This window comes from Runella sp. SP2 (genome assembly GCF_003711225.1).
Classification (GTDB): Bacteria; Bacteroidota; Bacteroidia; order Cytophagales; family Spirosomataceae; genus Runella.
The window spans coordinates 1,452,360-1,477,244 of record NZ_CP031030.1 but is presented as its reverse complement, the minus strand read 5'-3'; the positions used below and the strand labels follow the sequence as shown (position 1 = coordinate 1,477,244).

Here is a 24,885-nt window from a genome sequence, read left to right as displayed (position 1 = left end):
GTTTTAAACTTTCGAGAAGTTGGGAGGATTTTATTTAAACCGTCGCTAAAACTCCCGCAATCTGACGACGAATCGCTTCTGCGGTGATTGGCATTCCGTCGTAATTGAGGATTTTGATGAGCTTCTTCGGATTCACTTCCAATTCATTGATTAACAACGTACGGAACTGCGCATCGCGGTTTTGCTCAATCACAAATACTTGGTCGTGCGCCGCAATAAACTCCTCTACCGACGAATGGAACGGGAAGGCCGTGGCACGCATCGCATCTAGCGTAATCCCCTCTTCTTCACGGAGCAAATCCATCGCTTCCAAAGCCGCGTAGGTCGTTGTTCCGAAGAAAATTACCCCGACATTGCTTTTATTTTCAGTTTGGTAAAACTCAGGCTTTGGCGTAATTTCTTTGGCGGTGTCCCACTTTTTAAGCAAACGGTCAAGCACTTCGGCATTTTTTACTCCGTCTTCGGTATAGCGCGCATATTCGTCGTGCGACGTACCGCGTGTGAAGAATGAACCTTTTGTTGGGTGCGTGGCGGGAATGGTACGGTACGGAATTCCGTCGCCGTCCACGTCTAAATAACGACCAAATTGCTTACCCACCGCCGTCAAATCGTCCAAATCTTGCGCGGTATATACTTTTCCACGGTCATAACGACGGCTATCATCCCATTTCAATGGTGCCGTCAAGTGGTCATTCATGCCCAAATCCAAATCTGTCATCATAATGACAGGCGTTTGCAAACGTTCTGCCAAATCAAACGCATCGGCCATCAAATTGAAACATTCCGTTGGCGTACTTGGCAACAACAAAACGTGTTTGGTATCCCCGTGCGACGCATAGGCAGCCAACAACAAGTCAGACTGCTGCGTACGCGTCGGCATCCCCGTTGAAGGGCCACCACGTTGTACATCCACCAACACCGCTGGAATTTCGGCAAAATAGGCTAAGCCCAAAAATTCGTTCATCAACGAAACCCCAGGGCCACTCGTTGCCGTAAACGCCCGCGCTCCGTTCCACGAAGCACCCAACACCATCCCAAAAGCAGCGAGCTCGTCTTCCGCTTGCACAATGGCTACTTTTTTGAGTCCCGTTTCGGGGTCAAGTCGGTATTTGTTGGCGTATTTGGCAAAAGCTTCTACCAGTGAGGTCGAGGGAGTAATCGGGTACCAACCCGCGACGGTCGCTCCTGCGTACACTGCCCCGAGACCGCAGGCGGTGTTTCCGTCAATCACAATGCTATCGCCCACCAAATCACGGCGTTCGACGCGTACGTGGAGCGGGTAGCTATAATTGTCCTGCACGTATTTTACACCTTCCATCATTGCTTGCACGTTGGGTTCAATGAGTTTTGGTTTTTTGGCAAACTCATCGGCAATGATTCCTTTTACCACCTCCAACTCAATGTCCAGCAAAGCAGCCAAGGCACCCACGTAAATCATGTTTTTGAACAACTGACGCTGACGAGGGTCTTGGTACAAACGCATACAGATACCAATCATCGGAATCCCGATGTAATTGATGTCTTCGCGGATAAAATCTTTGTGTAAATTTTTGGTGTTATCGTACACAAAATACCCCCCCGATTTGACGGAAGCAATGTCTTGTTTCATACTTTGTGGGTTGACGCACACCAACACGTCCACCCCTTCACGGCGGCCTAAATAGCCTTTTTCGCTCACCCGAACCTCGTACCAAGTTGGTAGTCCTTGGATATTAGAGGGGAAAATATTTTTAGCCGTCATGGGAATGCCCATTCTAAAAATGGACATCGCAAACATGTTGTTAGCACTGGCCGACCCTGTCCCGTTAACGTTGGCAAATCGTACTACTAAGTCGTTAATTCCTGTAAGATTCCGCATTGATTCCCTGCTTTGGTAACTGAATATAAATATTTCTGCATGTCCCAAGCCGATGTAGGACAGCGTTCGGCGCAAAGGCCACAGTGTAAACACACGTTTTCGTCTTTGATCATCACCCGCCCTGTTTTCAGCGTATCCGACACGTACAAGTCTTGGTCGGTGTCGTTGGCGGGGGCGTTCAAACGCGTGCGAAGGTCTTCTTCTTCACCATTTGTGGTAAATGTGATACAAGTCGTAGGACAAATATCTACACAAGCATCACATTCGATACAACGGCTTTCCGAGAAGACCGTTTGAACGTCGCAATTGAGGCAGCGTTGTGCTTCTTTGAAGCCCGTATCTTGGCTAAAGCCCAATTCTACTTCTTTTTTGCGGTCTTTGAGGGTCAAGCTTTTATCGGCGTGCGGAACTTTATAGCGAATATCAGTCGTCACATCGCTATCATAAATCCACTCGTGAATACCCATTTTTTGGCTAATCAAGTTGGTATAAGGCGACGGACGCTCAGTAAGCGATTGTTGGTTACAGTACAAATCAATCGAAACCGCCGCTTGGTGTCCTTGTGCTACTGCCGTGATGACGTTTTTCGGCCCCAGTGCAGCGTCACCACCAAAAAACACGTTAGGAACGGTTGATTGGAACGTCGTTTCATCCAACGCAGGCAAGCCCCATTGGTTAAACTCCAAGCCTAAATCGCGCTCAATCCAAGGGAAAGAGTTTTCTTGTCCGATGGCAATTAACACATCATCAGCCTCAAAAAACACTTCAGGCTCACCCGTTGGAACAAGCTTGCGGCGACCGTTTTCGTATTTTGGCTCTACTTTCTCAAACATCATTCCTACCAATTTACCATTTTCGGTAACGAAGGATTTTGGAACGTGGTTTTCAAAAATAGGAATATCTTCGTGCAAGGCATCTTCGATTTCCCAAGGAGAAGCTTTCATTTCTTTGCGTGGGCTACGAACCACTACTTTCACATCTTCGCCACCCAGGCGGCGAGACGTACGGCAGCAGTCCATGGCCGTATTTCCACCACCCAAAACCAATACTTTTTTACCAATTTTTTGGGTGTGTTCAAACGCTACGCTTGCCAGCCACTCAATACCGATGTGAATGTTGCCAGTCGAATCCCAACGTCCTGGCAAATCCGCCAAGTCTTTTCCTTTGGGTGCGCCCGTTCCAACAAAAACCGCATCGTATCCTTTGTCTAGGACGCCACGCAGGCTATCAACGCGCGTTTTGAAATGCGTATGAATCCCCAAATCGAGGATAAAGTTTACCTCTTCGTTCAACACGCTTTCGGGTAAACGAAACGAAGGAATCTGGCTACGCATCATTCCTCCACCACGGTCTTGGTCGTCGTAGAGGTCGATTTGATAACCAAGCGGTGCCAAATCTCTCGCAACGGTCAGGGCCGCAGGGCCACCACCAATCAAAGCAATGCGCTTACCGTTTGAAACAAAAGGGCCTTGTGGCATAAATGCCTTTACGTCACCTTTGTTATCGGCAGCAACGCGCTTGAGGCGGCAAATCGCAACGGGTTCCTCCTCCACGCGCCCGCGACGGCAGGCAGGTTCACACGGACGGTCGCAAGTACGACCCAACACACCTGGGAAAACATTGGATTCCCAATTGACCATGTACGCCTCCGTGTAGCGCTCTGCCGCAATCAGCCGAATGTACTCTGGTACAGGCGTATGCGCAGGGCAAGCGTACTGGCAATCCACCACTTTGTGGAAATACTCAGGGTTTTTAATATCTGTCGGTTTCAAAGGAAGTATGGTTTGAAAAATCTGCAATACGTAAGTTTTTTAACAATAAGCACTAATTGTCAAAAGGATAAATAGTCTTTAAGGCAGCAGAATCCAATGCTTTTGATGGGTAATTTCATTAGTTAATTGTGCTTAATTTGCTTTTTGATGGCAATTAAGGAATTTCATTTGGTATTACAAAGGCTATGTTATCTAAATATTACTTAACGGTTTTTCATTTTTTTGAAGCCCAAACTATAAAATTGCTATGGTACTTAAAGGTGTATTGAGCCACTTTGCTTTGTGTCAGAAAGACACCTTTTTTAAAGCGCTGACTAACAGCCGCTTTCTCAACCATACATTTCTTTTTAATTTTCTTTTTTGCATCACTTGGGCACAGCCATTTTTAATGTTTTTTGAGAAAAGCAGAAGAAACCAAGAACTTTCGCCTTTACAAAAAAATAGCCTTGCTTGAATCCCTGATACGTTCTATCTCAGTTTTACAAAATGAATAAAAAAATTACTTTCTCTGTCCTATTTACAATGGTGCTTTTTAGACTCCAAGTCATAAATGCACAGCAGTTTCACAACAACAAAATAGTAGCACACCGAGGAGCTTGGAAAAAAACGGGCGTTCCTCAAAACTCCATCGCTTCCTTGCAAGCAGCCGTTCGCTTAGGCTGTGTAGGCTCTGAATTTGACGTGCGGATGACCAAAGATGAGGTGTTGGTCATCAACCACGACGCACACCACGAAGGCATGGACATCGAACAAACCGATTTTGCCGAACTCCGTAAAAAACCGCTCAAAAACGGCGAATTACTTCCTACGCTGGAGGAATACTTGAAAGAAGGCAAAAAGCAGAAAAAAACAATGCTCGTGACGGAAATCAAACCGTCGCCTGCGGGTAAAGAACGAGGGGTGCTTTTGGCCGAAAAAGTGGTGCAAATGGTACGCAAAATGAAAGCTCAGAAGTGGATTGTCTATATCAGTTTTGATTATGATATTTTGAAAAAAGTGCGCGAACTCGACAAGGACGCAAAGCTGCAATATCTCAACGGGAACATTTCGGCGTCTCAACTAAAAGCAGACAACATCGGTGGCGCCGATTATCATTTTAGTGTTTTTCAACGGGATGAACAATGGCTGGATGAAGCAAAAAAAGAGGGAATTGTCACCAATGCCTGGACAGTCAACGATACCTTGCTCATGGATTATTTTTTGGGGAGAAACATTGATTTTCTCACAACCGATGAACCCGAAAAAGGGCTGCAACACGATGCGTATTTTGCCAAAACCAAACGCAAATTGGTGGGAGGTGATGAGTTTAATTATACGGGTTTACCTGATTCAAAAAAATGGGGCTACGACGTCGGCGGAAATGGTTGGGGAAACAACGAACTGCAATATTATACGAAGGAAGATACCAGCAACGCCGTCGTTCGTAAGGGTGTTTTGACCATTACTGCCCGCCCACAGGCAATGGAAAATCGCAAATTTACCTCCGCTCGTTTGGTTACGCGCGACAAAGGTGAATGGACGTACGGCAGGATTGAAGTTCGGGCAAAACTTCCCAAAGGACGAGGAACTTGGCCCGCGATTTGGATGCTTGGCAAAGACATCAAAGAAGTAGGCTGGCCCAAATGCGGCGAAATCGACATCATGGAGCACGTTGGCTACGACCCCGATACGCTCGTCGGGACGATTCACACCCAAGCCTACAACCACGTCAAAGGAACGCAGAAATCGAAGAAAATTTTTATCAAAAATCCTTACACTGAGTTTCACGTGTATGCCGTGGACTGGACACCCGAGAAGATGGATTTTTTGCTGGATGGCGTTGTTTATTTGAGCATTCCCAACGAACACAAAACGGTCAATGAATGGCCTTTTGACAAACCCCACTATTTGTTGCTCAACTTAGCCGTTGGGGGTAACTGGGGTGGCGCCAAAGGGGTTGATGAAAGCGTTTTCCCTGCTTCGATGGAAGTGGATTTTGTACGCGTTTATCAATAAATCGGCCCAATTGTTTTTCCGAAGGAGGTTACTGAACGTGGCCTCCTTTTTTGTTTTTTATGCCTCTATTGGCTCAAAACAAGATAATTCAATTATTTTTTAAAATTATTTAGGGATTTACTCCCTTTCCTCTACTGTACTGGTAAATCACACAATAATGACAATGAAGCAATGGGATGACGAACGATTGGTGGAGTTTCTACGAGAAGGCAAGATTCCTGCTTTTGAAGAAATCTACCGTCGGTACTGGTACAAACTCTACGGCATTGCCTACCACCAAACGGGGGTGCGGGAAGAAGCCGAAGAGTTGGTACAGGAGGTGTTTCTAACCATTTGGAACCGCCGTAACGAGGTAGTCATTCGCCACTTGGATTTGTACCTAACCATTGCCATCAAGAATCAGGTTTATGACTACATCAAGTCGCAAGTCAATTACCGCAAATACCAAGAGTACCTTATTTTTCAGGAAATCCATCAAAATTATGCCACCGACGAAATCGTCAATTACGTAGAATTGGCCGAAGCGGTGGACAAAGTGCTCAATCTTTTGCCCGAAAAAAGTGCGGAGGTTTTTAAGAGAAGCCGTTTTGAGAATCAATCGGTGAAAGAAATTGCTCATGGCCTCAACCTGAGTGAAAAAGCGGTCGAGTACCACATTACCAAATCGCTCAAGTTCTTGAAAGAAAACCTGAAATCGTATCAATCCAACAACTAGGCTATAAACACACCCCTATAAAGATGACTCAACAAGAATTTAACGAGCTATCAAAGCGCTACCTAGAAGGGAAAACAACCGAAGAAGAGGAGCGGTTTTTGGAGCAATGGCTTCGGCAGCAGCCTTCTTCATACCCCACCAATCTAGCAGAAAATCAGCGAAATTCGCTTGAAAAGCGCCTTTGGCAGCGTATTCACGGGCATATTCGTCCTAGCGCTCGCCTCCTACAAATGCCCTGGACGTGGGTTTCGGCCGCGGCGGCTTGTTTGGTGATGGGCTTCATTTGGTGGAATACCAACGAGCCGACAACCTCAAACATCACTTTACAAGCCATTACGGCGCAAGCCGAAAACAAGGGTATTGAAGTAAAAAACACGACCACGCACGAACAAGAAGTGCGCCTTGAAGACGGTACCATTGTGCTGCTCAAACAAAACAGCAGCATCGTATATGACAAAACTTTCAACCAAACCAAACGCACCGTTTATTTAAAAGGACAAGCCTTTTTTAAGGTAAAACGCAACGTCACCAAACCCTTTGTAGTGCACGCAGGAGAGCTAACGACCGAGGTATTAGGAACGAGTTTTTGGGTAAGTCACCACGAAAAATCAAACACCATCGAAGTATCGGTTACGACGGGCAAGGTATCGGTTTATACCGAAAAGCCCAACCAAAAAGCGGAGAAGAATGGCGTCATTTTGACCCCAAATCAAAAAGTACTCTATGATGTTACCTCCAAAAACATTGTCCCAGGCATTGTTGAAAACCCTGTTCCAATTGCTACGCCAGAGTTAGCGAACCTTCCTTTGGTGTTTAAAGAAACCTCGTTAGAGGAAGTCCTCCGCTCCCTCTCAGTGCGGTACGGGCTAGAGTTTGTGATTGCCAATCCCAACGCCAAGGATTGCCACATCACTGCCGACCTCAACGGGCTTTCGATGTTTACCCAACTCGAACTTATCTGTAAATCCATAGATGCCACTTACGAAAAACGTGGCACGGTGGTCTTCATTTATGGAGACGGTTGCTAAATAAAAAAGCGGCCGAAAATGCAGCGAACATTTTCGGCCAAGAGTAAAACCCTCTACAAACGCCAATCTGTGGGAGGGCCTAGTTTTCCAATTTGTTCAATCAAAAAACAAGTAAATGTATGCAAAAACCGTTACCAATTCCCAAAATCTGGTGGAATCTCATGAAAATTACCTTATCACAATTGTTGCTAATCGTGTTGTGCAGTGGTATGGCAATCGCACACGATACACGTGCCCAAGAGGTGCTCAACCGCACCATTACCGTCGCGGGGGAGCAGCTTGAGTTAAGTAGAATTTTGAACGACATTGAAAAGCAAGCAAACGTCAAGTTTGTGTATAGCACCAAAATTAAGTCAACGCAGCGCCTAACTGTGAGTCTTAACAACCGCCGCCTTTCGGCAGTGTTGGACCAAATTTTGAAGCCCATCGAAGTCACGTACGAAGTGATTGAAAATCGGATTTTGCTAAAAAAAGTAAAAAACGAAAAAGACGTACTCCCAAACGGCGAAGCCTCAAGCCTTGAGTTATTCCGCAATGTCGATAGAAATATCACGGGGACAGTTTCGGACGAAAAAGGTGTAGGGCTACCTGGGGTAAGTATTTTGGTAAAAGGTACGCAGCGTGGCACCAATACCGATGCCAATGGCAATTATCGTCTCTCGATTCCCGACGACAACATCATCCTTGTTTTCTCTTTTGTCGGTTATTTGAGTCAAGAAATCAATGTCGCCAATCAGACTTCTTTGAATATTTCGCTCAAACCCGATACCAAATCACTGGAAGAAGTGGTGGTCGTAGGTTATGGCGTTCAAAAGAAAAAAGACCTCACGGGTGCTGTGTCCACGATCAATTCGGAAATGTTCAAGGAGCGCAAAGAAACGCAGGTAGCACAAGCACTGCAAGGGGCAATGTCGGGCGTGATGGTGACACGCAGTGGGGCCAATGGTGCCATGGGTGGCGCTACGATTCGGATTCGGGGGATTACGACAATTGGCAGTTCTGACCCACTGGTGGTTGTCGATGGTGTACCCGTTAGTGATGTCAACCAAGTAAACCCCAACGATATTGAGAACCTTACCGTACTGAAAGATGCAGCATCGGCCTCTATTTATGGATCACGCGCAGCAGCAGGGGTAATTTTGATTACGACCAAGCGCGCCAAAACCGACCAAGCTTCTATTCAATACAGTTACGAAAACGGCTTTGATACCCCTACGCAGCTACCCGACTACATGCGGGCGCAACGCTACATGGAGCTTGTCAACGAACTCCGCTGGAATGATGCGGGCAACGGCGCAAACCGCTTCCCAACTTTTAGCCAAGATTTGTTGACGGATTACAACCAAAAACACTTGTCTGACCCCAATCGTTACCCCGACACCGACTGGATGGCTTTGACCCTCAACAAAGTAGCTCCTAGAGAAGCCCACAGCATCAGTATCGTAGGAGGTTCAAAATTTGTAAAATCAAACGCGTCGGTTCGGTTTGAAAAAGTAGGTGGCTTTTACGACAACAAAAACTACAACCGAATTTTTGTCCGTTCCAACAACGACTTTACCATCAATAAACTCATTGGAGGTACCGTTGATTTTAACTTTAAGAGAACGAATACCCTCGACCCTACGGCAAACACCAGCGCAACAGATTTAGGAACCATTGGAATCGATACCCGAAGTAACCCTTCAGCGGCAACTCCTTTACAGCGAATTTTGATTTCATCACCTATTTATCCCGCAATCTGGGCAGATGGCCGCATTGCTGATGGAAAAGCGGGGGAAAACGTATATGCTAAAATTAAATATGGTGGCACTGATCGAATCAATTACAACCAAATTGGAGGACGGCTTGCCCTTGATATTAAACCCATTGAGGGCTTAAAATTGTCGGGTATTATCGCACCTATTTTTGATTTTAACATTCAAAAACGTTTCAATCGACAGGTAGATGTCTATGCCGCCAACGACCCCAACCAATATCTGGTATCGTTAATTGGAGGTGGTCTTACGACACGTTTGGACGAAAACCGCACGACTAATTTTAGTGTAACAACCCAGTTTTTAGGAAATTACCTAAAAACCATTGGTGACCACGATTTTACGGCCTTGGCAGGTTACGAAAACTACTACTTCAAAGGCGAGTCGATGGGGGCTTCGCGCGACCAATATTTGTTTGACACCTATCCTTATCTCAACCAAGGTCCCGCTGCGTTAAGAGATAACTTCGGGTCAGCCTTTGAAACCGCTTATCGCTCTTATTTCGGTCGCTTGACGTATAGCTTCAAAGACAAATACTTGATTCAGGCCAATGTTCGTCGTGACGGCTCGTCGCGTTTCAATGCCAACTACCGTTGGGGTACGTTTCCGTCGGTGTCGGCGGGCTGGGTAGTAAGCGAGGAAAATTTCTTCAAAAGACAAAACGTAATGTCCTTTCTGAAACTTCGTGCCTCATGGGGAAACCTGGGCAACGAGCGCATAGGAAACTATCCGTCGGTGGGTATCATGAGTTTTGGCAATGCGCTCTTTTACCAAAACAACGTAGCCGTAGCGCAGCAGACCGCCGCCCAAGTGCAATATGCCATCCAGGATATTTCGTGGGAGAAAACATCCTCTATTGATGTCGGCTTGGACGCTTATTTCCTAAAAAATCGTTTACGCTTCACGGCCGACGCCTATTACAAACAAACCAAAGACATGTTGTTGGCCTTGCAGATTCCGATTTTTGTAGGATTTGAAAACCCAAACCAAAATACGGGCACCATGACGACCAAAGGCATTGATTTGGATTTGGGCTGGACCGACAACATCGGCAAACTACGTTACTCAGCATCTTTCAACTTATCACAGTTTAAATCTGTCATGGGCGATTTGGGTGGTACTGAGTTTATTGGCGACCGCATCCGAAAATTAGGAAGCCAATTTGACGAGTGGTACGGCTACCGTTCGGAAGGGATTTACCAAACCCAAGAAGACGTCAATAATTCTCCCAAAATCAACGCGAACGTCAAAGTTGGCGACATGAAATACACCGACATCAGCGGCCCGAATGGCGTACCTGACGGTAAAATTTCGCCAGAGTATGACCGCGTTTTATTGGGCAACTCACAACCACAATGGATGTACGGCGGAAATTTTAAGTTAGACTACAGCGGATTTGATTTGGGAGTAACCTTTCAGGGCATTGGCTACCAAAATACGTCGCTACTACCTTACACCGACTACAACGCCGAAAACTGGGGTGTGTTCCCTGTGTATTTGGACGGAAGTACTTGGAGCATGAACAATACTACCGACCAAAACCTTGCGGCCAAATACCCAAGATTTACCGAAACCAACAAAGGTTTGAACCGCGCTATGTCTGATTTCTGGTTATTCAATGGTGGTTATTTTCGTTTGAAAAACATCACATTGGGCTACACCATTCCACAACGGATTTCGCGCAAAATTCTCTCGAACAACATTCGGGTGTATCTCAATGCAACCGACGTATTTTCACTCAACAAATACCCAAAAGGTTGGGATCCTGAAGGAATGGGAATCGTAACAACTGTGTTGGGCGGCTTTACCATTGGCTTTTAATGTAACCATTTTGACTTTCCATGAAAAAGAACATATACATCGCAGTCTTTAGCTTCCTATTGTTAGCTTCCTGCCAAAACTCCCTCGACCTTTATCCCTTGGCTGAACCCTCCGCCGAAAAGTGGTACTCTAACGAAACCGAGATCCAACTAGCCCTCAATGACCTCTACCGCATTGAATTTTGGCAGTGGGATGAAGATGGTACAAGCGTTAATTATCTTTCAGACGATGGTTTTTATCGGCAAACCCTTACACCTATTAAAGCTGGAACCGTGACGAGCCAATGGGCGTTTTCGACCGCACTTTGGCGCAATTCTTACAAGGCTATAGCTCGGGCAAACAGAGCAATTGTAGCCCTAAATAGCGCCGAAACCAAAGCCAAGGTAAGTCAGGCAAAATTAGATGTTTATTTGGCAGAAGCGCGGCTTCATCGGGCAGGGCAGTATGCTAAGTTGGTCAATAAGTTTGGTGATGTGGTTTACAGCGACAACGTTGTCAGTATTGAAGAGGCTTATACCAAAGGCCGTACCGACAAAAAAACGGTGATGACCAAAATCTACGAAGACTTTGATTTTGCCATTGCCAATTTGCCCACGAGTTATGCCGCTTCGGCAGTAAAGCGAGCTACAAAAGGCGTTGCATTGGCTTTGAAAGCGCGTTTTGCCCTTTACGAAAAAGACTACAAAACGGCCAGCGACGCCGCCAAAGCGTGCATCGATTTGAACCAATACGTGTTACATTCGGACTATGCCAATTTGTTTTTGCAGAGTACCAAAAACTCCAAAGAAATCATTTTCTCCATTCCCCGTTCATTGGAACTGAAAGTAACTACAGGGCCAACTTCCGATATTATCAGTCGTACTTCGGGGGGCTTTGCGGCGGCTAACCCAACCTGGGATTTGTTTTGTTCGTACCTCTGTACAGACGGTAAAACCATTGACAAATCGCCACTTTACGACCCCAAAAACCCATTCAAAAACCGTGACCCTCGCTGTACGGCCACCATCGTAGAGTTTGGCCAACCCCACTTAGGATTTATTTATGATCCCCACCCAAATACCCTTCAAGTGACACGTATCAGCACCAACACCAAGGTAACCAACAACGATAACCGTGCTAATGCGCAATTTGCGTCATTCAATGGCTTGGTTTGGAAAAAAGGCGTTGACGATTCGTGGTTGCTCAATGGCCGATTGATTGATCCTGAGCAGATTATCGTCCGCTATGCCGACGTGCTGTTGATGTACGCTGAAGCCAAAATTGAACAAAATCAAATTGACAAATCGGTCTTGGACGCCATCAATTCTGTACGGGCAAGGGCCTATAAAGTAGCACTTACCGCTACGGCCTCCTACCCTGCTATCACTACCACCAATCAAGCCGAATTGCGCCGCGAACTGCGCATGGAACGCCGCATGGAGTTGGCTTTTGAAGGTTTACGCTACATGGATATTATTCGCTGGGGGATTGCGGGAAAAGTGCTTAACAGACCCATTTACGGTATGCTCGACCCTGTTGACTTGCGCGCCAAAGTCGTTGACAAAAATCTATGGTTTTTCCCTGGAACTCCCAAAATCGACGAAGATGGCACGCCCGATTTTAGCGAAATGGCAAAAACAGGGCTGATCAAAAACTTGGTTCCTACGACATGGAACGACCGCCAGTATTTGTGGCCCATCCCCACTGCCGAAATCCAAATCAACCCTAACATGAAACAAAACGAGGGGTATTAGTAGAAACGTTATTCATTTTTTGATTAAACTTCATTTTACCATGCATAAAATACCATTAAAATGGTTGGTAACAACTGTCATTATTGGCTTGAAACTAACCACCCAGACTTCCTACGCCCAACCAAAAACATCTTTCCGACAAATCAGCGGCATATATCCACACCTTGCTTATTATAACAACGAAGGCGAATGCGGCACGGGCGCAGTAGTCCCTTGGGCTGGAAAGCTCTGGGTCATTACGTACGGGCCGCACTTGCCCAACGGCTCTTCGGACAAACTTTACGAAATCACGCCAGATTTGCACGAAACCATTCGTTCGGAAAGCATCGGTGGAACACCCGCCAATCGCATGGTTCATGCCGAAAGTAAGCAGTTATTTATTGGCCCGTATGCCATTGCCGACAACGGAAAAGTCAGCACCATTCCTTATGCCCAAATGCCTGGCCGTCATACGGGGAATGCGCGACACTTGACCGACCCCACCCACAAGATTTACTACGGTACGATGGAAGAAGGATTTTATGAAGTGGATGTAAACACCTTAGAATCAAAACTTTTGTACCAAGACGGCAACGTAAAAACCAAAAAAGAAAACGACGTCGCCAACAACCACAACGGTACGTTGCTTCCTGGAGCGCACGGAAAAGGTTTGTATTCGGGACAAGGCGTGATGGTGTATTCCAACAACGGTGAACCTGGCCCCCAAGCCCTCAAACAGTTTCACATTGAAGCGGGGGTGCTGGCCGAATGGAATGGCAAAGATTGGAAGGTCGTGCGTCGCAATCAGTTTGTAGAGGTGACGGGGCCAGGCGGGATTTATGGCAACAAAAACCCCGAAACCGACCCTATTTGGGCAACGGGCTGGGATCATCGCTCAGTACTATTAGCGGTGCGCGACAGCGGAAAATGGTCGTTTTTTAGGCTTCCCAAAGCCAGCCACAGCTACGACGGTGCACACGGCTGGAACACCGAATGGCCACGCATCCGCGACATTGGCACCGCTACGCAGCCTGATTATTTGATGACCATGCACGGGCTATTCTGGCGTTTCCCCCAAACATTTTCGTCGAAAAACACCGCTGGTATTCGTCCACGTTCGGCGTATTTGAAAGTCATCGGCGACTACACACGCTGGCAAAATGGCCTCGTTTTTGGCTGCGATGATTCAGCTCAAAAAGAGTTTTTGAATAAACGTAAAACCAAAGGAAACATCGAAGGCCCAGGACAATCGAACTCTAATTTGTGGTTTACCTCCTTCAATATGCCCGACCAATTAGGCCCTAACACTGCCCAAGGAGCGATTTGGCTCAACGATAAAATAGAAGCAAACGTGGCTTCCGACCCATTTTTGTTTGCGGGTTGGAAACAGCGCATGGCGTGGGTAAAAAATGCGGGCAACGAAGACGTGACGTTTACGTTTGAGATCGACACGAACGGAAAAGGAAGCTGGAAATCGGCCAAATCTGTCACCGTAAAAGCGGGACAAGCGGCGTCAATGGCTTTTGCCGCAACCGAACAAGGTGAATGGATTCGGGTAAAAACCAACAAAAACACGACTGCGACAGTCAACTTCAACTACACAGACGAAAGCCGTTTTGCCGTTGCCAAAGACAAATCATTTGACGGATTGGCCAGCATCAGTAGCAACAATTATAAAGCGGGACTTCTGTACGGCTTGGGCAAAAACCGCCGTCAGTTGGGGATTTTGGCAGGCGATTTTGTGAATGGACAATTTAGCGAAAACGGTTATTATGAACTCGACAGCGCCCTTAACCTCGTCCGTAAAGAAGATGCCGCCACGGCACAGTTTATTCGTAAAGAATTTGCCATTCCCAAAGATGTGGTCAGTGTGGACGAGGCATCGGTATTGGTCGTAGATGACTCAGGCCGCCGTTGGCGTTTACCCAAAGGCAATGAAGCATTTACCACCAAAACGAACAGTGCTTCCTTGCGGATTTGTCGGGAAGTGGCTACCGAGCGTGACTTAATGAATGTACACGGCACTTTTTACGAACTACCCGCCGAAAATGCCGACGGTTTTGCCAAGATTCGCCCCGTAGCTTCACACTCGTTGACGATTCACGACTACTCCTCTTACCGTGGGTTGTTTGTGATGACTGGCCTAGACGCCCAAACGCCCAACAGCAATCACATCATTGCCTCCACCGACGGGAAAGCCAAAGTATGGGCAGGCACCATCGATGACCTTTGGAAACTGGGAAAACCTACGGGGCAAGGTGGGCCTTGGAAAAACAGCCAAGTACGTGCCAATACCCCTTCTGACCCGTATTTGATTGGTTTTTATGACAAAAAAAGCCTCCAGCTTTCCCACAAAAGTAGCGAAGCCGTCACCTTTACGGTAGAAGTAGAACCGATTGGTCATGGCCCTTGGATGAATTATAAAGAAGTTACCGTGAAAGCGGGAGAAACTTTCAACTACACCTTTCCTGCTGGTTTTCAAGCACGCTGGATTCGTTTTTCAGCCAATAAAAACTGCGAAGCTACAGCTTGGTTGACGTATAAATAAGTAATTCAACCTCACCCCCTAAATCCCCCTCACGGTACGCCGTCGCGGCCTTTCAGAAGAGGGGGACTTTAAAAGCCCTTCTCCAGAAAGGACAGGGCCGCCTGAGCGGAAGGGTTGGGGATGAGGTTGAATTAGCCAAAATTCACTAATTTAGCCGCCCTATCCCGCATTGCACCAACACTAAAACCAACTAAAGATGTTACGATTTACTTCTGTCCTTTTTTTTATCCTACTGATAATCAGCAATAATAAAGGCGTCGCACAAAGTAAATCATCAAATCCAAAACGGGGAATTATTACGGGTGCCGACCAGACTGAAAAATATGTACCTTATCTAAAAGGAAAACGAATTGCACTGGTTGCCAATCAGAGTTCTATTATTGGCAAAAAAAGCAGTGTGGACAGTTTACTGAGTCTCGGCGTTAAGATTGTAAAAGTGTTTGGCCCTGAGCACGGCTTTAGAGGCAACGCCAGCAATGGAGCGGTAGTAAGCGACGAAAAAGATGCGAAAACGGGACTTCCGATTATCTCTTTATACGGTAAAAATCAGAAACCCACCAAAGAACAATTGGCAGATATCGACTTAATGGTCTTTGATATTCAGGATGTGGGCTGCCGCTATTATACCAACATCAATACGCTTGAGTATGTGATGGAAGCTTGTGCCGAAAACAATAAAGAACTCTTGATTCTTGACAGGCCAAACCCAAACGCTTACGTCGTGGATGGCCCCGTCATGACGGAAGATAAATATAAATCGGCCATTGGGATACATTACACCCCTATGACCCATGGCATGACCATCGGGGAATTTGCACACTATCTCAACGGTGAAGGTTATCTGAAAGAACCATGCAAAATTAAGGTTATCAAAGTGGCCAATTACGACCATACCACTCCTTATGACCTGCCTATCAATCCCTCTCCCAACTTAAATACGCAGCAAGCGGTGGTGCTTTTCCCGAGTTTATGTATGTTTGAAGGGACAGCAATCAACGAAGGCCGAGGGACTTACATGCCCTTTACCATTTTGGGAGCGCCCGCATTGAAAGGCAAGTATTCGTTTTCGTACAAACCAGTAAGCATTCCTGGAATGAGCGAACGCCCCAATCAAAAAGATTCTGTTTGTTATGGACTCGACCTTCGTGGCTATGACATAAGCCCTTTGCGCAAAAGTCGTCAGATTAATTTATCGTGGGTCATTGAACTCTACAATGCCTATCCTGACAAAGCCAATTTCTTCCAGCAAGAAAGAGCCAACGGTGTATCTCCCTTTGATTTGCGTATCGGGACAGATCAACTTAGAAAGCAAATCATAGCGGGAATGTCGGAAGCCGACATCAGAAAAAGCTGGGAACCTGGATTGCAAAAATTCAAGGCGATTCGGGCAAAATATCTTTTATATCCAGATTAATTTGTCATTATTTTTCTCATTTGAGCCTTGCATCACCGCTATCCGCGTAGGGAATGGTTAGTTGCCATGTTTTCCCCTTCATTTTCACTTCAAGGCTCATTTCAGTTTCGTTTTGGGTTAAAATCTTGGCATTGACCATGGGCGTTTCTTTTTCTGAGGGAAGTAATAGCCAAACCAGCGTATCATTGCTTTGAATGTGGGTACTGAACTTACTCATGGTGTTTGGTTCGTACAAATTATACTCCCGACTGTACCATCCCTGAATCGTCGGTTTTTCCTGTCCTTTAATAAAGGTAATGTCAAACTTCTGTGAACTAACTGGAACAATGGCCAAGTTCCCAGAATGATTTTGTGTTTTTACCGTTGAATTGTCCTTCACAACAGTACACGACGGATGCCAATGCCAAAGCGCCTCAATTTGCCTTGGCTTATCGGTTTTGATTTGATCAACCACCACCCAAAACGCCCCTCTCACGTAAAAAAGCGCCCTTCTGTGCTCGGCCTTGCCTTCCAAATCTATAAAATCACTCATGGAATTGGCTGCGTAATCAAAGTCTTTGTGCAGCTTAAAATACGAATCCCCTAGCGGGCTTTTGGCGTGCGTCGGGCCTGATTTTTGGCCGTGTCCGTCTATCAACAAAAGATTATGTCCTTCGCTACCTTTGGCGTAGGGACGAAATTTGTCCGCCGTTTCACCCGTGTAGGCAAAGCGTCCCGCATCCACCAATAAATCGCGGCCATAAGCCGAGACTGACAGATGAAGTTTGTCGTTGTGCTGGTGACCACTTCCCCAAGGGCCAATGTCAAAAAATGACCAATGCGCCTGGGCATCATAGCCACTTCTTGAAATGAGCTGCCCCGCCCAAGGAAAAAAATAAGAAGGCCCGTCCACAGGTTTTGAACCCGTTTTTCCGTTGGAGGCAATGTACGCCCAATCACTTTTATTGAACTTTTGGGCAGCTTCCAGCACGATTGCTCGGTCACTTCCTCGGTCGCCGTCGTTATTTAAAATCCGAAAACCATCAGGACGTATGGCGTGGGCAATGTAGCCATACATGTTTTCGATGGTTTGGTTGAAAAAATCGGGTAAAGGCTTGTTAGCACGGTCACAAATCTCTTTGAAAAGCACAAAATTATCCAACGCAACATTATGATAATGAGAGGTTAGTTCGGTCTGAATTCCATCTGGATAAACCTGTCCTTTCATGCTTTCGGCCATGGTAGCAATGGAGTAGTCAAGCCATTCATTCGACGATTTAAACTCAGAAAAATTGGTCGCCACCGTTGCCAAAGCCGAGATTTCCATCGTAAGCCAATTGTTCCCTCCGTGAAAACTCCGATTGTAATGAGCGTGGTCGGGCAGGCTGCTCAGCATCAGCAATTGAGTAGCTGGCGATAGATATTCGCTGTTGATGAGACCATAAAAAACCTTCGACCAAGCCTTTGCCCTCGCCGCCACTTCCAGACCGCGCCAAATGGACTCGCTTCCTTTGGCAGCAGGATAAGGCCAACTTTTAATGATAAAATCCCGCAAAAAACCATCAATGTACTGGGCATATTTCGGGTTTCCTGTGTCAAAATACGCCTCAAACACCTCCAACACTTGACTATGACGATTGGAAAGCCAAGCCCATTCACGGTCGTTGTTGGGACCCTTGTAGTACCAATCGCGGTGACCATCGGCACCATACGTCACTTTTCCCTTCACATTTTGCACCACAAACACATCCTTCAAAATCGTGTCGGCACTGGCGACGGTTTTTGTACCTTTGGCGGGTTGAGTTTTGCGCAGGAAGGCTACTTTTCCATTATTCTTATAATAGGCCAACAAGACTTTGCAGGCATTCACCAAGTCCCCCTTTTGATAGGCTTCACGCGTTTGTGCCAAGCCTTTGGTTTCCAAATCAAGCCGACTCAAAAGCCGTTGCATTTCTTTGGGATAACTTTCGCAGACATCCTCCACCGTCACCATTTTTTGCCAAGGTTTTTGGGCGAAAAGGTTCAGGGATAGAAAAAATAAAAGAGAAAGGAGCAGGTTACTTCTAAGTTTCATGGTTGGATATTTGTTTGATTTCTGCCTAAAAACAGTAAGGACAATAACCCGCCATTTCTACCTTTGGCTTTTGTATGAGCGCGGTGAGTTATTAGTAAAATCGTTATATTTGGGTAAAAAAGAAAGCGATGACCACATTAACATTCAAAATAAAGGTAGATGATCAGGTTGGGGCTGATTTACGTCGAGACAAACAGAAACGTAAAAAGCTCAACTTTCTGATTACGAACTTATTAAAAACCGCTACCGAACCAAATCCCAAAAAACGATTACTGTTATCCATGGATAAACTGTCAGACCAAGCCGAAATAAATGGCTTAACTGAAGAAACATTAGCCTCCCTTTTGGCTGAAATAGACGAAGAGCGTGATTAGGATTGTGTTTGACAAATATGTCAGTTTGAAAGAGCGGCAAGAGTTTTATGTCCACTATTTAGAAACCGTGGAAATGATAGATATTGAGGAAGTCATTACCGACTGCCGCGATTCAAAAGATAACAAATTTTTAGAGACAGCTGTATCAGGGAAAGCCCAAATCATTGTGTCAGGCGATGACGATTTATTGGTACTAAACCCTTATCGAAATATTGAAATCCTGACCCCTCGTCAATTCTTAGAATGGCAGCCTAAATCGTAAAAATGAACAATATTTTTTACAAACACGTTGATTTCGACAAGTTTCTTGGATTGGTATATTCAATTTGCAAAGATTTAACGGAGAAAACCAACAGTAATTATCCCCCAGATAACCATCAACTTACCCAACAAAGCCGAAGGCATAGAGCTTTTTAATCCGATAAGTTAACCTCAAAAGGCGTGGCTTAGAAAACTAATAAAACCCTTCCTCCTCGCCCGCCTCCACCTTCTCCCCCCCAAAAAAATATTTCTCAACGAAGGGTATTTTTTTGCGAACCTTGTACCTGTACTTGTGAAGCGTTTATCACTCGTTTGAGAATAAATGTGACTATCCCAAGCAGACAACCAAGCGTTTGCAAAAACATGAAGAAAAACCACCCAAACCATACCGACGAAACAACCCTCTGGATTGCATTCAAAAAAGGCGATGTACGCGCCTTTGAACAATTGTACAACCGCTACTTTGAGGTGTTGGCCAATTATGGCTATCGGTTAAGCACTGACAAACAACAGCTTGAAGACGCCATTCAGGACGTTTTTGTGGATGTGTGGCGGCGCAGGCAGCACCTTGCCGACGTAGAAAGTGTCAAGTTTTATTTATTTCGGGCTTTGCGCCATCAGGTGATCCGAAACACCCGCAACGATTTGCTTGAAACCTCGGAAGACATCAATGATTTTCTTGATTTTTTGGTGGCGTTTTCGTCCGAACAACAATCCATTGAGCAGGAAACCCAAGTCAATCAAACGCAAGCCGTTGCCAAAGCCATTTCTCAATTAAGCCAGCGTCAGCAGGAGGCCATCAACTTACGTTTTTACCACGGCATGAGCCTCGACCAAATGACCCAGCTCATGGGGCTTAGTAAACAGTCGGTCAGCAACTTACTCTTCAAAGCATACAGCGTATTGCGCCTCACTATCAAAGGAATACAGCCACTCATACTGCTTTTTTTACAACTATCCCGCCTTATTAATTAACCATTTTTTGTTTTCGACATCATGAACTATGACCAATTTAAACGCAACGACTTTTTACACGACGACTCGTTTGTCCGATGGGTATTGTTTCGGGAAGAAGACGCTTTTTGGCAACAGTTTCTGCAACAACATCCTACCAAAGCCAACGAAGTTGCCCAAGCAAAACAATTGATTTTGGCTGTACAAAAGGCGGAAGAAGCCACAGCCCATTCGCTTGACCAAAAATCCATTTGGAACAATATCTCTGCCCTCATTTCTGAGGAAGATATTGTGGAAAAACAGGTCAGTTTCTTACCTCAATTTTGGCAAACAAGGGCTTTCAAGTGGGCAGCAAGCTTGGTCTTGGTGGCAGGTGCGGCTTGGCTTTGGACCATGAAACAACCCGATCATCAAGTCAATTACCAAGATTTGATTGCAGTGGTTGAAGCAAAAAGCCCGCGTCAGGAAATAATCAACAACGGCCCTACCACCCAAAAAGTACAGCTTGAAGATGGCACGTTAGTGCACCTGGAGAAAGGGAGCCGTTTGAGTTTTCCAGTACATTTTGAAGCCAAAAAACGCGAAGTTGTGCTGAGTGGGGAAGCTTTTTTTGAAGTAGCCGAAAATCCCGCCAAGCCTTTTTATGTCTATTCTAATGAATTGATTACCAGAGTACTGGGAACGAGTTTCCGTATCGCGGCCTTAGAAAATAGCAAACAAGTAACGGTGAAAGTCCAGACGGGGAGAGTATCGGTATTTAAACAAAACCGCATCGACATCGCCGATCCCGAAACCAAAGGATTGCTTTTATTACCCAACCAACAAGCCGTTTTTAACCGAACCAACGAGCTGTTGAACCGCAGCTTGGTAGAAGTACCAATCCCTATCGTGACCCAAAAAACGCTGGTTAAAAGGCAGTTTGACGAAGTGAAAGTAGCCGAAGTATTCAAAGAGTTGGAGAAATTGTTTGGCGTCGAAATCCGCTACAACGAAGACACGCTTTCCGACTGTATCCTCACCACCACCATCAGCGATGATTCGCTGTACGACCAACTTGAAGTGATTTGCCAAACCATCGGCGCGGCTTACAAAGAGATTGATGCCCAGATAATTATCGAGTCAAAGGGATGTCATTAAACCCAACCAGTATGTAAACCAAAAAAAATTATCCCCCATAATCAAAAAAAGAGGAAAGATGCGGTCACATCTTTCCCTTATTGAACTTGCGGTTGTGTAGGAAGCACCGCGCGTTCGTGCTTTGTCTTTTCCAAAACAAAAACAATCAAAATTATGTCAAATTTCTTTACCAGAAAAGAGATTTTCTATCTTATGAAAATCACCCTCACCCCCTTGCTGTTTGTTTGTCTGCTGACTACCCTCAGTTTTGCGGAGAATACTTTTGGCCAAGAACGACTGCAAGAAAAAATTACGCTCCATTTGAAAAATACCGAACTAAAAACGGTACTCAAAACCATTGAGCAAAAAACCAATGTCGTTTTTTCTTACCAAAAAGGAGTCCTCACTACCAACGAAAAATTGACCCTCGACATCAAAGACGAAACCTTGGAGTCGGTGTTGCAGCAAATTCTTACCCCGCGTCAAATCAACTTCCAAGTGCTCCGATCCAACAAAATTGTGTTGACGCGTCGGGTTTTGGGAAACGTGCCAGAAGGGTTAGAACCTAAGAATCAACCCACTATGTTCGACCTGCAATTAGACCAAGCCATCACGGGTACAGTTACTGACGAAAACGGAATGGGCTTGCCAGGTGTCAGTGTTTTAGTGAAAGGAACTGTACGCGGTACAAGTACTGACGCCGCAGGAAAATACCGAATTGTTCTTGCTAGTAACAGCGAAGTCTTGGTATTTTCATTTGTGGGGTATATTTCTCAAGAATTTGCCATTGGCAACCAAACCACCCTCAACGTATCGCTCAAGCCCGACACCAAAGCCCTCGAAGAAGTGGTGGTGGTGGGTTATGGAACCCAGAAAAAGAAAGACCTGACGGGAGCCATCGCAAGTGTGGACGTGGAAGCCACCCGATTGCAACCCAACACCAACGCGTCGCAAATCCTGAGAGGAACAACGGCAGGCGTGCAAGTCATTGACAATGGTCGCCCTGGGCAAGCAGGAACGATCCGAATCCGAGGAATCAACTCTATTTCAGCCAATAGTTCTCCCCTTATCGTATTGGATGGTATTATTTATGCAGGAGGGAATTTGGCCGACATCAACCCCAACGACATCGAGACCATCGACATTTTGAAAGATGCCAGTTCGACGGCCATTTATGGCTCTTTGGCAACCAACGGTGTCATTGAAATTACCACCAAAAAAGGAAAATCAGGAAAACCTAAATTTACGTTCACCACCTATTTGGGGGCTTCAGATTATGCTTTTTTACCAAATTACCGCACCCCCGAGCAGTACTTGGCGGCGCGCAAAGATGCAGAAGTAGCCGAGGGAGGAAGTGTCCCATTTTCGGTGATTGAGCAAGCAAATATTGCCGCTGGAAAAACCATTAACCCCTTCCAAGAAATCAAACAAAGTGCTCCGATGTCGAATTATGAGCTCAACGTTTCAGGGAAAATGGATAGATTAAGTTACTTTTTTTCAGGGGCTTACACCGACTCTAAATCGCCCGTCAGAGGCGACAATTTCAATCGTTTGTCGAGCCGATTAAACTTGGGCGTACAAGCCACCGATTGGCTCAAATTGGGTATCAATTCTGGGTATTCGTCCAGAGACAATTCAGGAGTAAGGGCCAATCTTTTGGCAACATCTTACCTAAGCCCCTACGCAAGTTTATATTTAGAGGATGGCGTCTCTCCTACCCCTCTTCCCCAAAACTGGGGCTTAGTAACCAACCCCTTATTGGGAACACTTTTAAACACCAACAAATCCATCACCAATATTCTCTTTGCCAATGCCTACGCCGATGTGACCTTGCTGGAAGGTTTAACCTATAAACTCAACGGCGGCTATACCCGAACCGACTCCAAAACATTCGCTTACAGCCCTACCTATGCCCCTATCAATCGTCTGGGTTCTGGCTCTAAAAGGCACGGGGAAACCCAAAACTTTACGTTGGAAAATATAATGAAATACCAGCGAAGATTTGCCCAAGAACACAGCCTTGATTTGACCGTTCTTTACGGCATTTATCAGTTGTCAAACCAGTTTTCATTCCTGTCAAGCCAAAACATTTTCAACGATGCGTTAGGCTACAATTCATTGGAAATTGGCGAAGGCTACAGCATTGACGTAGGCGCCACTCAAAACCGTCAAATCTCTTCCATGGCGCGCTTGGGCTATTCGTTGAAAAGTAAATACTTCTTTACTTTGAGTGTACGCAGAGATGGATTTTCGGCCTTTGGAGAGGGTCGTAAATTCGGAACTTTTCCCTCGGTTGCTTTCAGTTGGAACGTAAGTGATGAAGGTTTTATGAAAGACGTCAAAAAAATTGACTTCTTAAAACTGCGGGCATCGTGGGGACGCAACGGAAACCGAGGCGTGAGCGAGTACTCGTCTTTGAGCCAAGTTGGTCAGCGGAATTATGTTTTTGGAGATGGACAACCTGTATCAATCGGCCTCATCCCTACCACGCTCGCCAATCCTAATTTGGGTTGGGAAACGACCGAAAGTTTCAACATTGGCACCGACGTTCAGGCATTTTCCAGTCGAATTTCGGCCTCCCTCAATTTTTACGTTTCCAACACGTTTGACCTGCTCCTCAACCAGACCATCCCGAACACCAACGGTTTTGAGGTTTTCTTGAGAAATATTGGAAAAACCAGAAACAAAGGCTTTGAGTTAGACCTCAAAACCAAAAATATTGAAAGAGGAGACTGGGGATGGAATACCAACCTCGCTTTTTCGCTCAATAGAAACAAAATCGTTCAGCTCACGGGCAGAGACATCAACAACGATGGCATAGAAGACGATGACATTGCCAGTGGATGGTTTATCGGGCAGCCGCTGGGCAGTAACTTTGACTATGTATTTGATGGTATTTTTCAGGAAGGAGACGATTTGTCGTTAATACCAGGCTCTAAGCCAGGAGACATAAAATTTAAGGACATCAGCGGCCCCAATGGAGTACCAGATGGCAAAATCACGCCCTTAGACCGCGCAGTATTGCACAGCAACCAACCTAATTTTAATGTAGGAATCACCAATATCGTCAACTTCAAAAGGTTTAGTTTGTCCTCTACGTTCAATATCAGAGAGGGTGGTTACAGTTCTAACTCGCTCATCAACCCTGGCTCTAATTTCTTCGACCAAGCCAATTTCCTCAATACGCCTTATTGGACGCCCTCAAACCCTATCAATACCCACCCCCGAATCAACTATCGTAATCCGCTCGGGTATGGTTTTTACGAAAGTCGAAGCTTCGCAAGGCTGCAAGACGTATCGTTGTCCTATAATTTTTCGGAGGCGTTGATCAAGAAGTTGAAAATAGCCAACCTTCAAGTGTATGTAAGTGGCAAAAACTTATTTACGTGGACCAAATGGAACGGATGGGATCCCGAGTTTGGGGGCGGCGGCCGTGACCCAGGCACAAACGGGCCATTGCTTAAAACATTTATTGGCGGGATTAACGTGTCATTCTAAAATTCAGGAACA

15 protein-coding genes are annotated in these 24,885 nt (G+C 45.7%); 12 read left to right on the top strand and 3 right to left on the bottom strand.

Annotation, left to right across the window (positions count from 1 at the left end; all coding sequences use genetic code 11):
• Positions 1–34: 34 nt before the first annotated feature.
• Entirely contained in the window at positions 35–1,858 is a 1,824-nt protein-coding gene (locus tag DTQ70_RS06195; RefSeq protein WP_122934288.1) for a 2-oxoacid:acceptor oxidoreductase subunit alpha, read from the bottom strand.
• A complete protein-coding gene (locus DTQ70_RS06190; protein WP_122934287.1) occupies positions 1,828–3,630 on the bottom strand; it encodes an FAD-dependent oxidoreductase in 1,803 nt (600 codons plus the stop codon). Before DTQ70_RS06190 ends, DTQ70_RS06195 begins: the two co-directional genes overlap by 31 nt.
• Before the next feature lie 486 nt (positions 3,631–4,116).
• Here DTQ70_RS06190 and DTQ70_RS06180 point away from each other — a divergent pair, with 486 nt between their 5' ends.
• The 7 genes from DTQ70_RS06180 to DTQ70_RS06150 all read left to right on the top strand — a co-directional run bounded on the left by DTQ70_RS06180 (position 4,117) and on the right by DTQ70_RS06150 (position 16,617).
• Entirely contained in the window at positions 4,117–5,625 is a 1,509-nt protein-coding gene (locus DTQ70_RS06180; RefSeq protein WP_122930005.1) for a family 16 glycosylhydrolase, read from the top strand.
• A 163-nt stretch (positions 5,626–5,788) separates the two neighbouring features.
• A complete protein-coding gene (locus DTQ70_RS06175; RefSeq protein WP_229600083.1) occupies positions 5,789–6,340 on the top strand; it encodes an RNA polymerase sigma factor in 552 nt (183 codons plus the stop codon).
• Between the two features lie 23 nt (positions 6,341–6,363).
• Positions 6,364–7,368, top strand: a complete 1,005-nt coding sequence (locus DTQ70_RS06170) for a FecR family protein (protein ID WP_122930003.1) — start codon at positions 6,364–6,366, stop codon at positions 7,366–7,368.
• A gap of 161 nt (positions 7,369–7,529) precedes the next feature.
• The gene (locus tag DTQ70_RS06165; RefSeq protein ID WP_229600082.1) at positions 7,530–10,943 is read left to right on the top strand and encodes a TonB-dependent receptor; all 3,414 of its coding nucleotides are present in this window, start codon (positions 7,530–7,532) and stop codon (positions 10,941–10,943) included.
• Between the two features lie 20 nt (positions 10,944–10,963).
• Complete coding sequence (locus DTQ70_RS06160; protein ID WP_122930001.1) at positions 10,964–12,676, top strand: RagB/SusD family nutrient uptake outer membrane protein; 1,713 nt, start codon at positions 10,964–10,966, stop codon at positions 12,674–12,676.
• Between the two features lie 40 nt (positions 12,677–12,716).
• Positions 12,717–15,203: a hypothetical protein gene (locus DTQ70_RS06155; RefSeq protein ID WP_122930000.1), complete on the top strand. Its 2,487-nt coding sequence runs from the start codon at positions 12,717–12,719 to the stop codon at positions 15,201–15,203.
• Positions 15,204–15,399: 196 nt separating this feature from the next.
• The gene (locus tag DTQ70_RS06150) at positions 15,400–16,617 is read left to right on the top strand and encodes an exo-beta-N-acetylmuramidase NamZ domain-containing protein (protein WP_122929999.1); all 1,218 of its coding nucleotides are present in this window, start codon (positions 15,400–15,402) and stop codon (positions 16,615–16,617) included.
• 16 nt (positions 16,618–16,633) lie between these two features.
• Here DTQ70_RS06150 and DTQ70_RS06145 read toward each other — a convergent pair whose 3' ends face one another.
• Positions 16,634–18,670 carry an alginate lyase family protein gene (locus DTQ70_RS06145; protein ID WP_122929998.1) on the bottom strand — a complete coding sequence of 679 codons (2,037 nt, stop codon included), beginning with the start codon at positions 18,668–18,670 and terminating at the stop codon, positions 16,634–16,636.
• A gap of 128 nt (positions 18,671–18,798) precedes the next feature.
• Here DTQ70_RS06145 and DTQ70_RS06140 point away from each other — a divergent pair, with 128 nt between their 5' ends.
• From DTQ70_RS06140 to DTQ70_RS06120, 5 genes are all read left to right on the top strand, one after another.
• Entirely contained in the window at positions 18,799–19,044 is a 246-nt protein-coding gene (locus tag DTQ70_RS06140; RefSeq protein ID WP_122929997.1) for a hypothetical protein, read from the top strand.
• Positions 19,037–19,306, top strand: a complete 270-nt coding sequence (locus DTQ70_RS06135) for a putative toxin-antitoxin system toxin component, PIN family (RefSeq protein ID WP_122929996.1) — start codon at positions 19,037–19,039, stop codon at positions 19,304–19,306. The genes DTQ70_RS06140 and DTQ70_RS06135 overlap by 8 nt, the downstream gene beginning before the upstream one ends.
• A gap of 362 nt (positions 19,307–19,668) precedes the next feature.
• Positions 19,669–20,280 carry an RNA polymerase sigma factor gene (locus DTQ70_RS06130; protein ID WP_122929995.1) on the top strand — a complete coding sequence of 204 codons (612 nt, stop codon included), beginning with the start codon at positions 19,669–19,671 and terminating at the stop codon, positions 20,278–20,280.
• A 21-nt stretch (positions 20,281–20,301) separates the two neighbouring features.
• Positions 20,302–21,396 (top strand): FecR family protein, encoded by a 1,095-nt coding sequence (locus tag DTQ70_RS06125; RefSeq protein WP_122929994.1) that lies wholly within the window; start codon positions 20,302–20,304, stop codon positions 21,394–21,396.
• Between the two features lie 153 nt (positions 21,397–21,549).
• The gene (locus tag DTQ70_RS06120; RefSeq protein ID WP_122929993.1) at positions 21,550–24,873 is read left to right on the top strand and encodes a TonB-dependent receptor; all 3,324 of its coding nucleotides are present in this window, start codon (positions 21,550–21,552) and stop codon (positions 24,871–24,873) included.
• Positions 24,874–24,885: the final 12 nt, after the last annotated feature.

What these genes read in the sequence shown, in the direction of transcription:
- DTQ70_RS06130 (WP_122929995.1), top strand. Translation starts at nt 19,669, where the DNA reads ATGAAGAAAAACCACCCAAACCATACCGACGAAACAACCCTCTGGATT.
- DTQ70_RS06120 (WP_122929993.1), top strand. Translation starts at nt 21,550, where the DNA reads ATGTCAAATTTCTTTACCAGAAAAGAGATTTTCTATCTTATGAAAATC.
- DTQ70_RS06145 (WP_122929998.1), bottom strand. Translation starts at nt 18,670, where the DNA reads ATGAAACTTAGAAGTAACCTGCTCCTTTCTCTTTTATTTTTTCTATCC.
- DTQ70_RS06160 (WP_122930001.1), top strand. Translation starts at nt 10,964, where the DNA reads ATGAAAAAGAACATATACATCGCAGTCTTTAGCTTCCTATTGTTAGCT.
- DTQ70_RS06155 (WP_122930000.1), top strand. Translation starts at nt 12,717, where the DNA reads ATGCATAAAATACCATTAAAATGGTTGGTAACAACTGTCATTATTGGC.
- DTQ70_RS06140 (WP_122929997.1), top strand. Translation starts at nt 18,799, where the DNA reads ATGACCACATTAACATTCAAAATAAAGGTAGATGATCAGGTTGGGGCT.
- DTQ70_RS06170 (WP_122930003.1), top strand. Translation starts at nt 6,364, where the DNA reads ATGACTCAACAAGAATTTAACGAGCTATCAAAGCGCTACCTAGAAGGG.
- DTQ70_RS06180 (WP_122930005.1), top strand. Translation starts at nt 4,117, where the DNA reads ATGAATAAAAAAATTACTTTCTCTGTCCTATTTACAATGGTGCTTTTT.
- DTQ70_RS06150 (WP_122929999.1), top strand. Translation starts at nt 15,400, where the DNA reads ATGTTACGATTTACTTCTGTCCTTTTTTTTATCCTACTGATAATCAGC.
- DTQ70_RS06125 (WP_122929994.1), top strand. Translation starts at nt 20,302, where the DNA reads ATGAACTATGACCAATTTAAACGCAACGACTTTTTACACGACGACTCG.
- DTQ70_RS06195 (WP_122934288.1), bottom strand. Translation starts at nt 1,858, where the DNA reads ATGCGGAATCTTACAGGAATTAACGACTTAGTAGTACGATTTGCCAAC.
- DTQ70_RS06165 (WP_229600082.1), top strand. Translation starts at nt 7,530, where the DNA reads ATGAAAATTACCTTATCACAATTGTTGCTAATCGTGTTGTGCAGTGGT.
- DTQ70_RS06175 (WP_229600083.1), top strand. Translation starts at nt 5,789, where the DNA reads ATGAAGCAATGGGATGACGAACGATTGGTGGAGTTTCTACGAGAAGGC.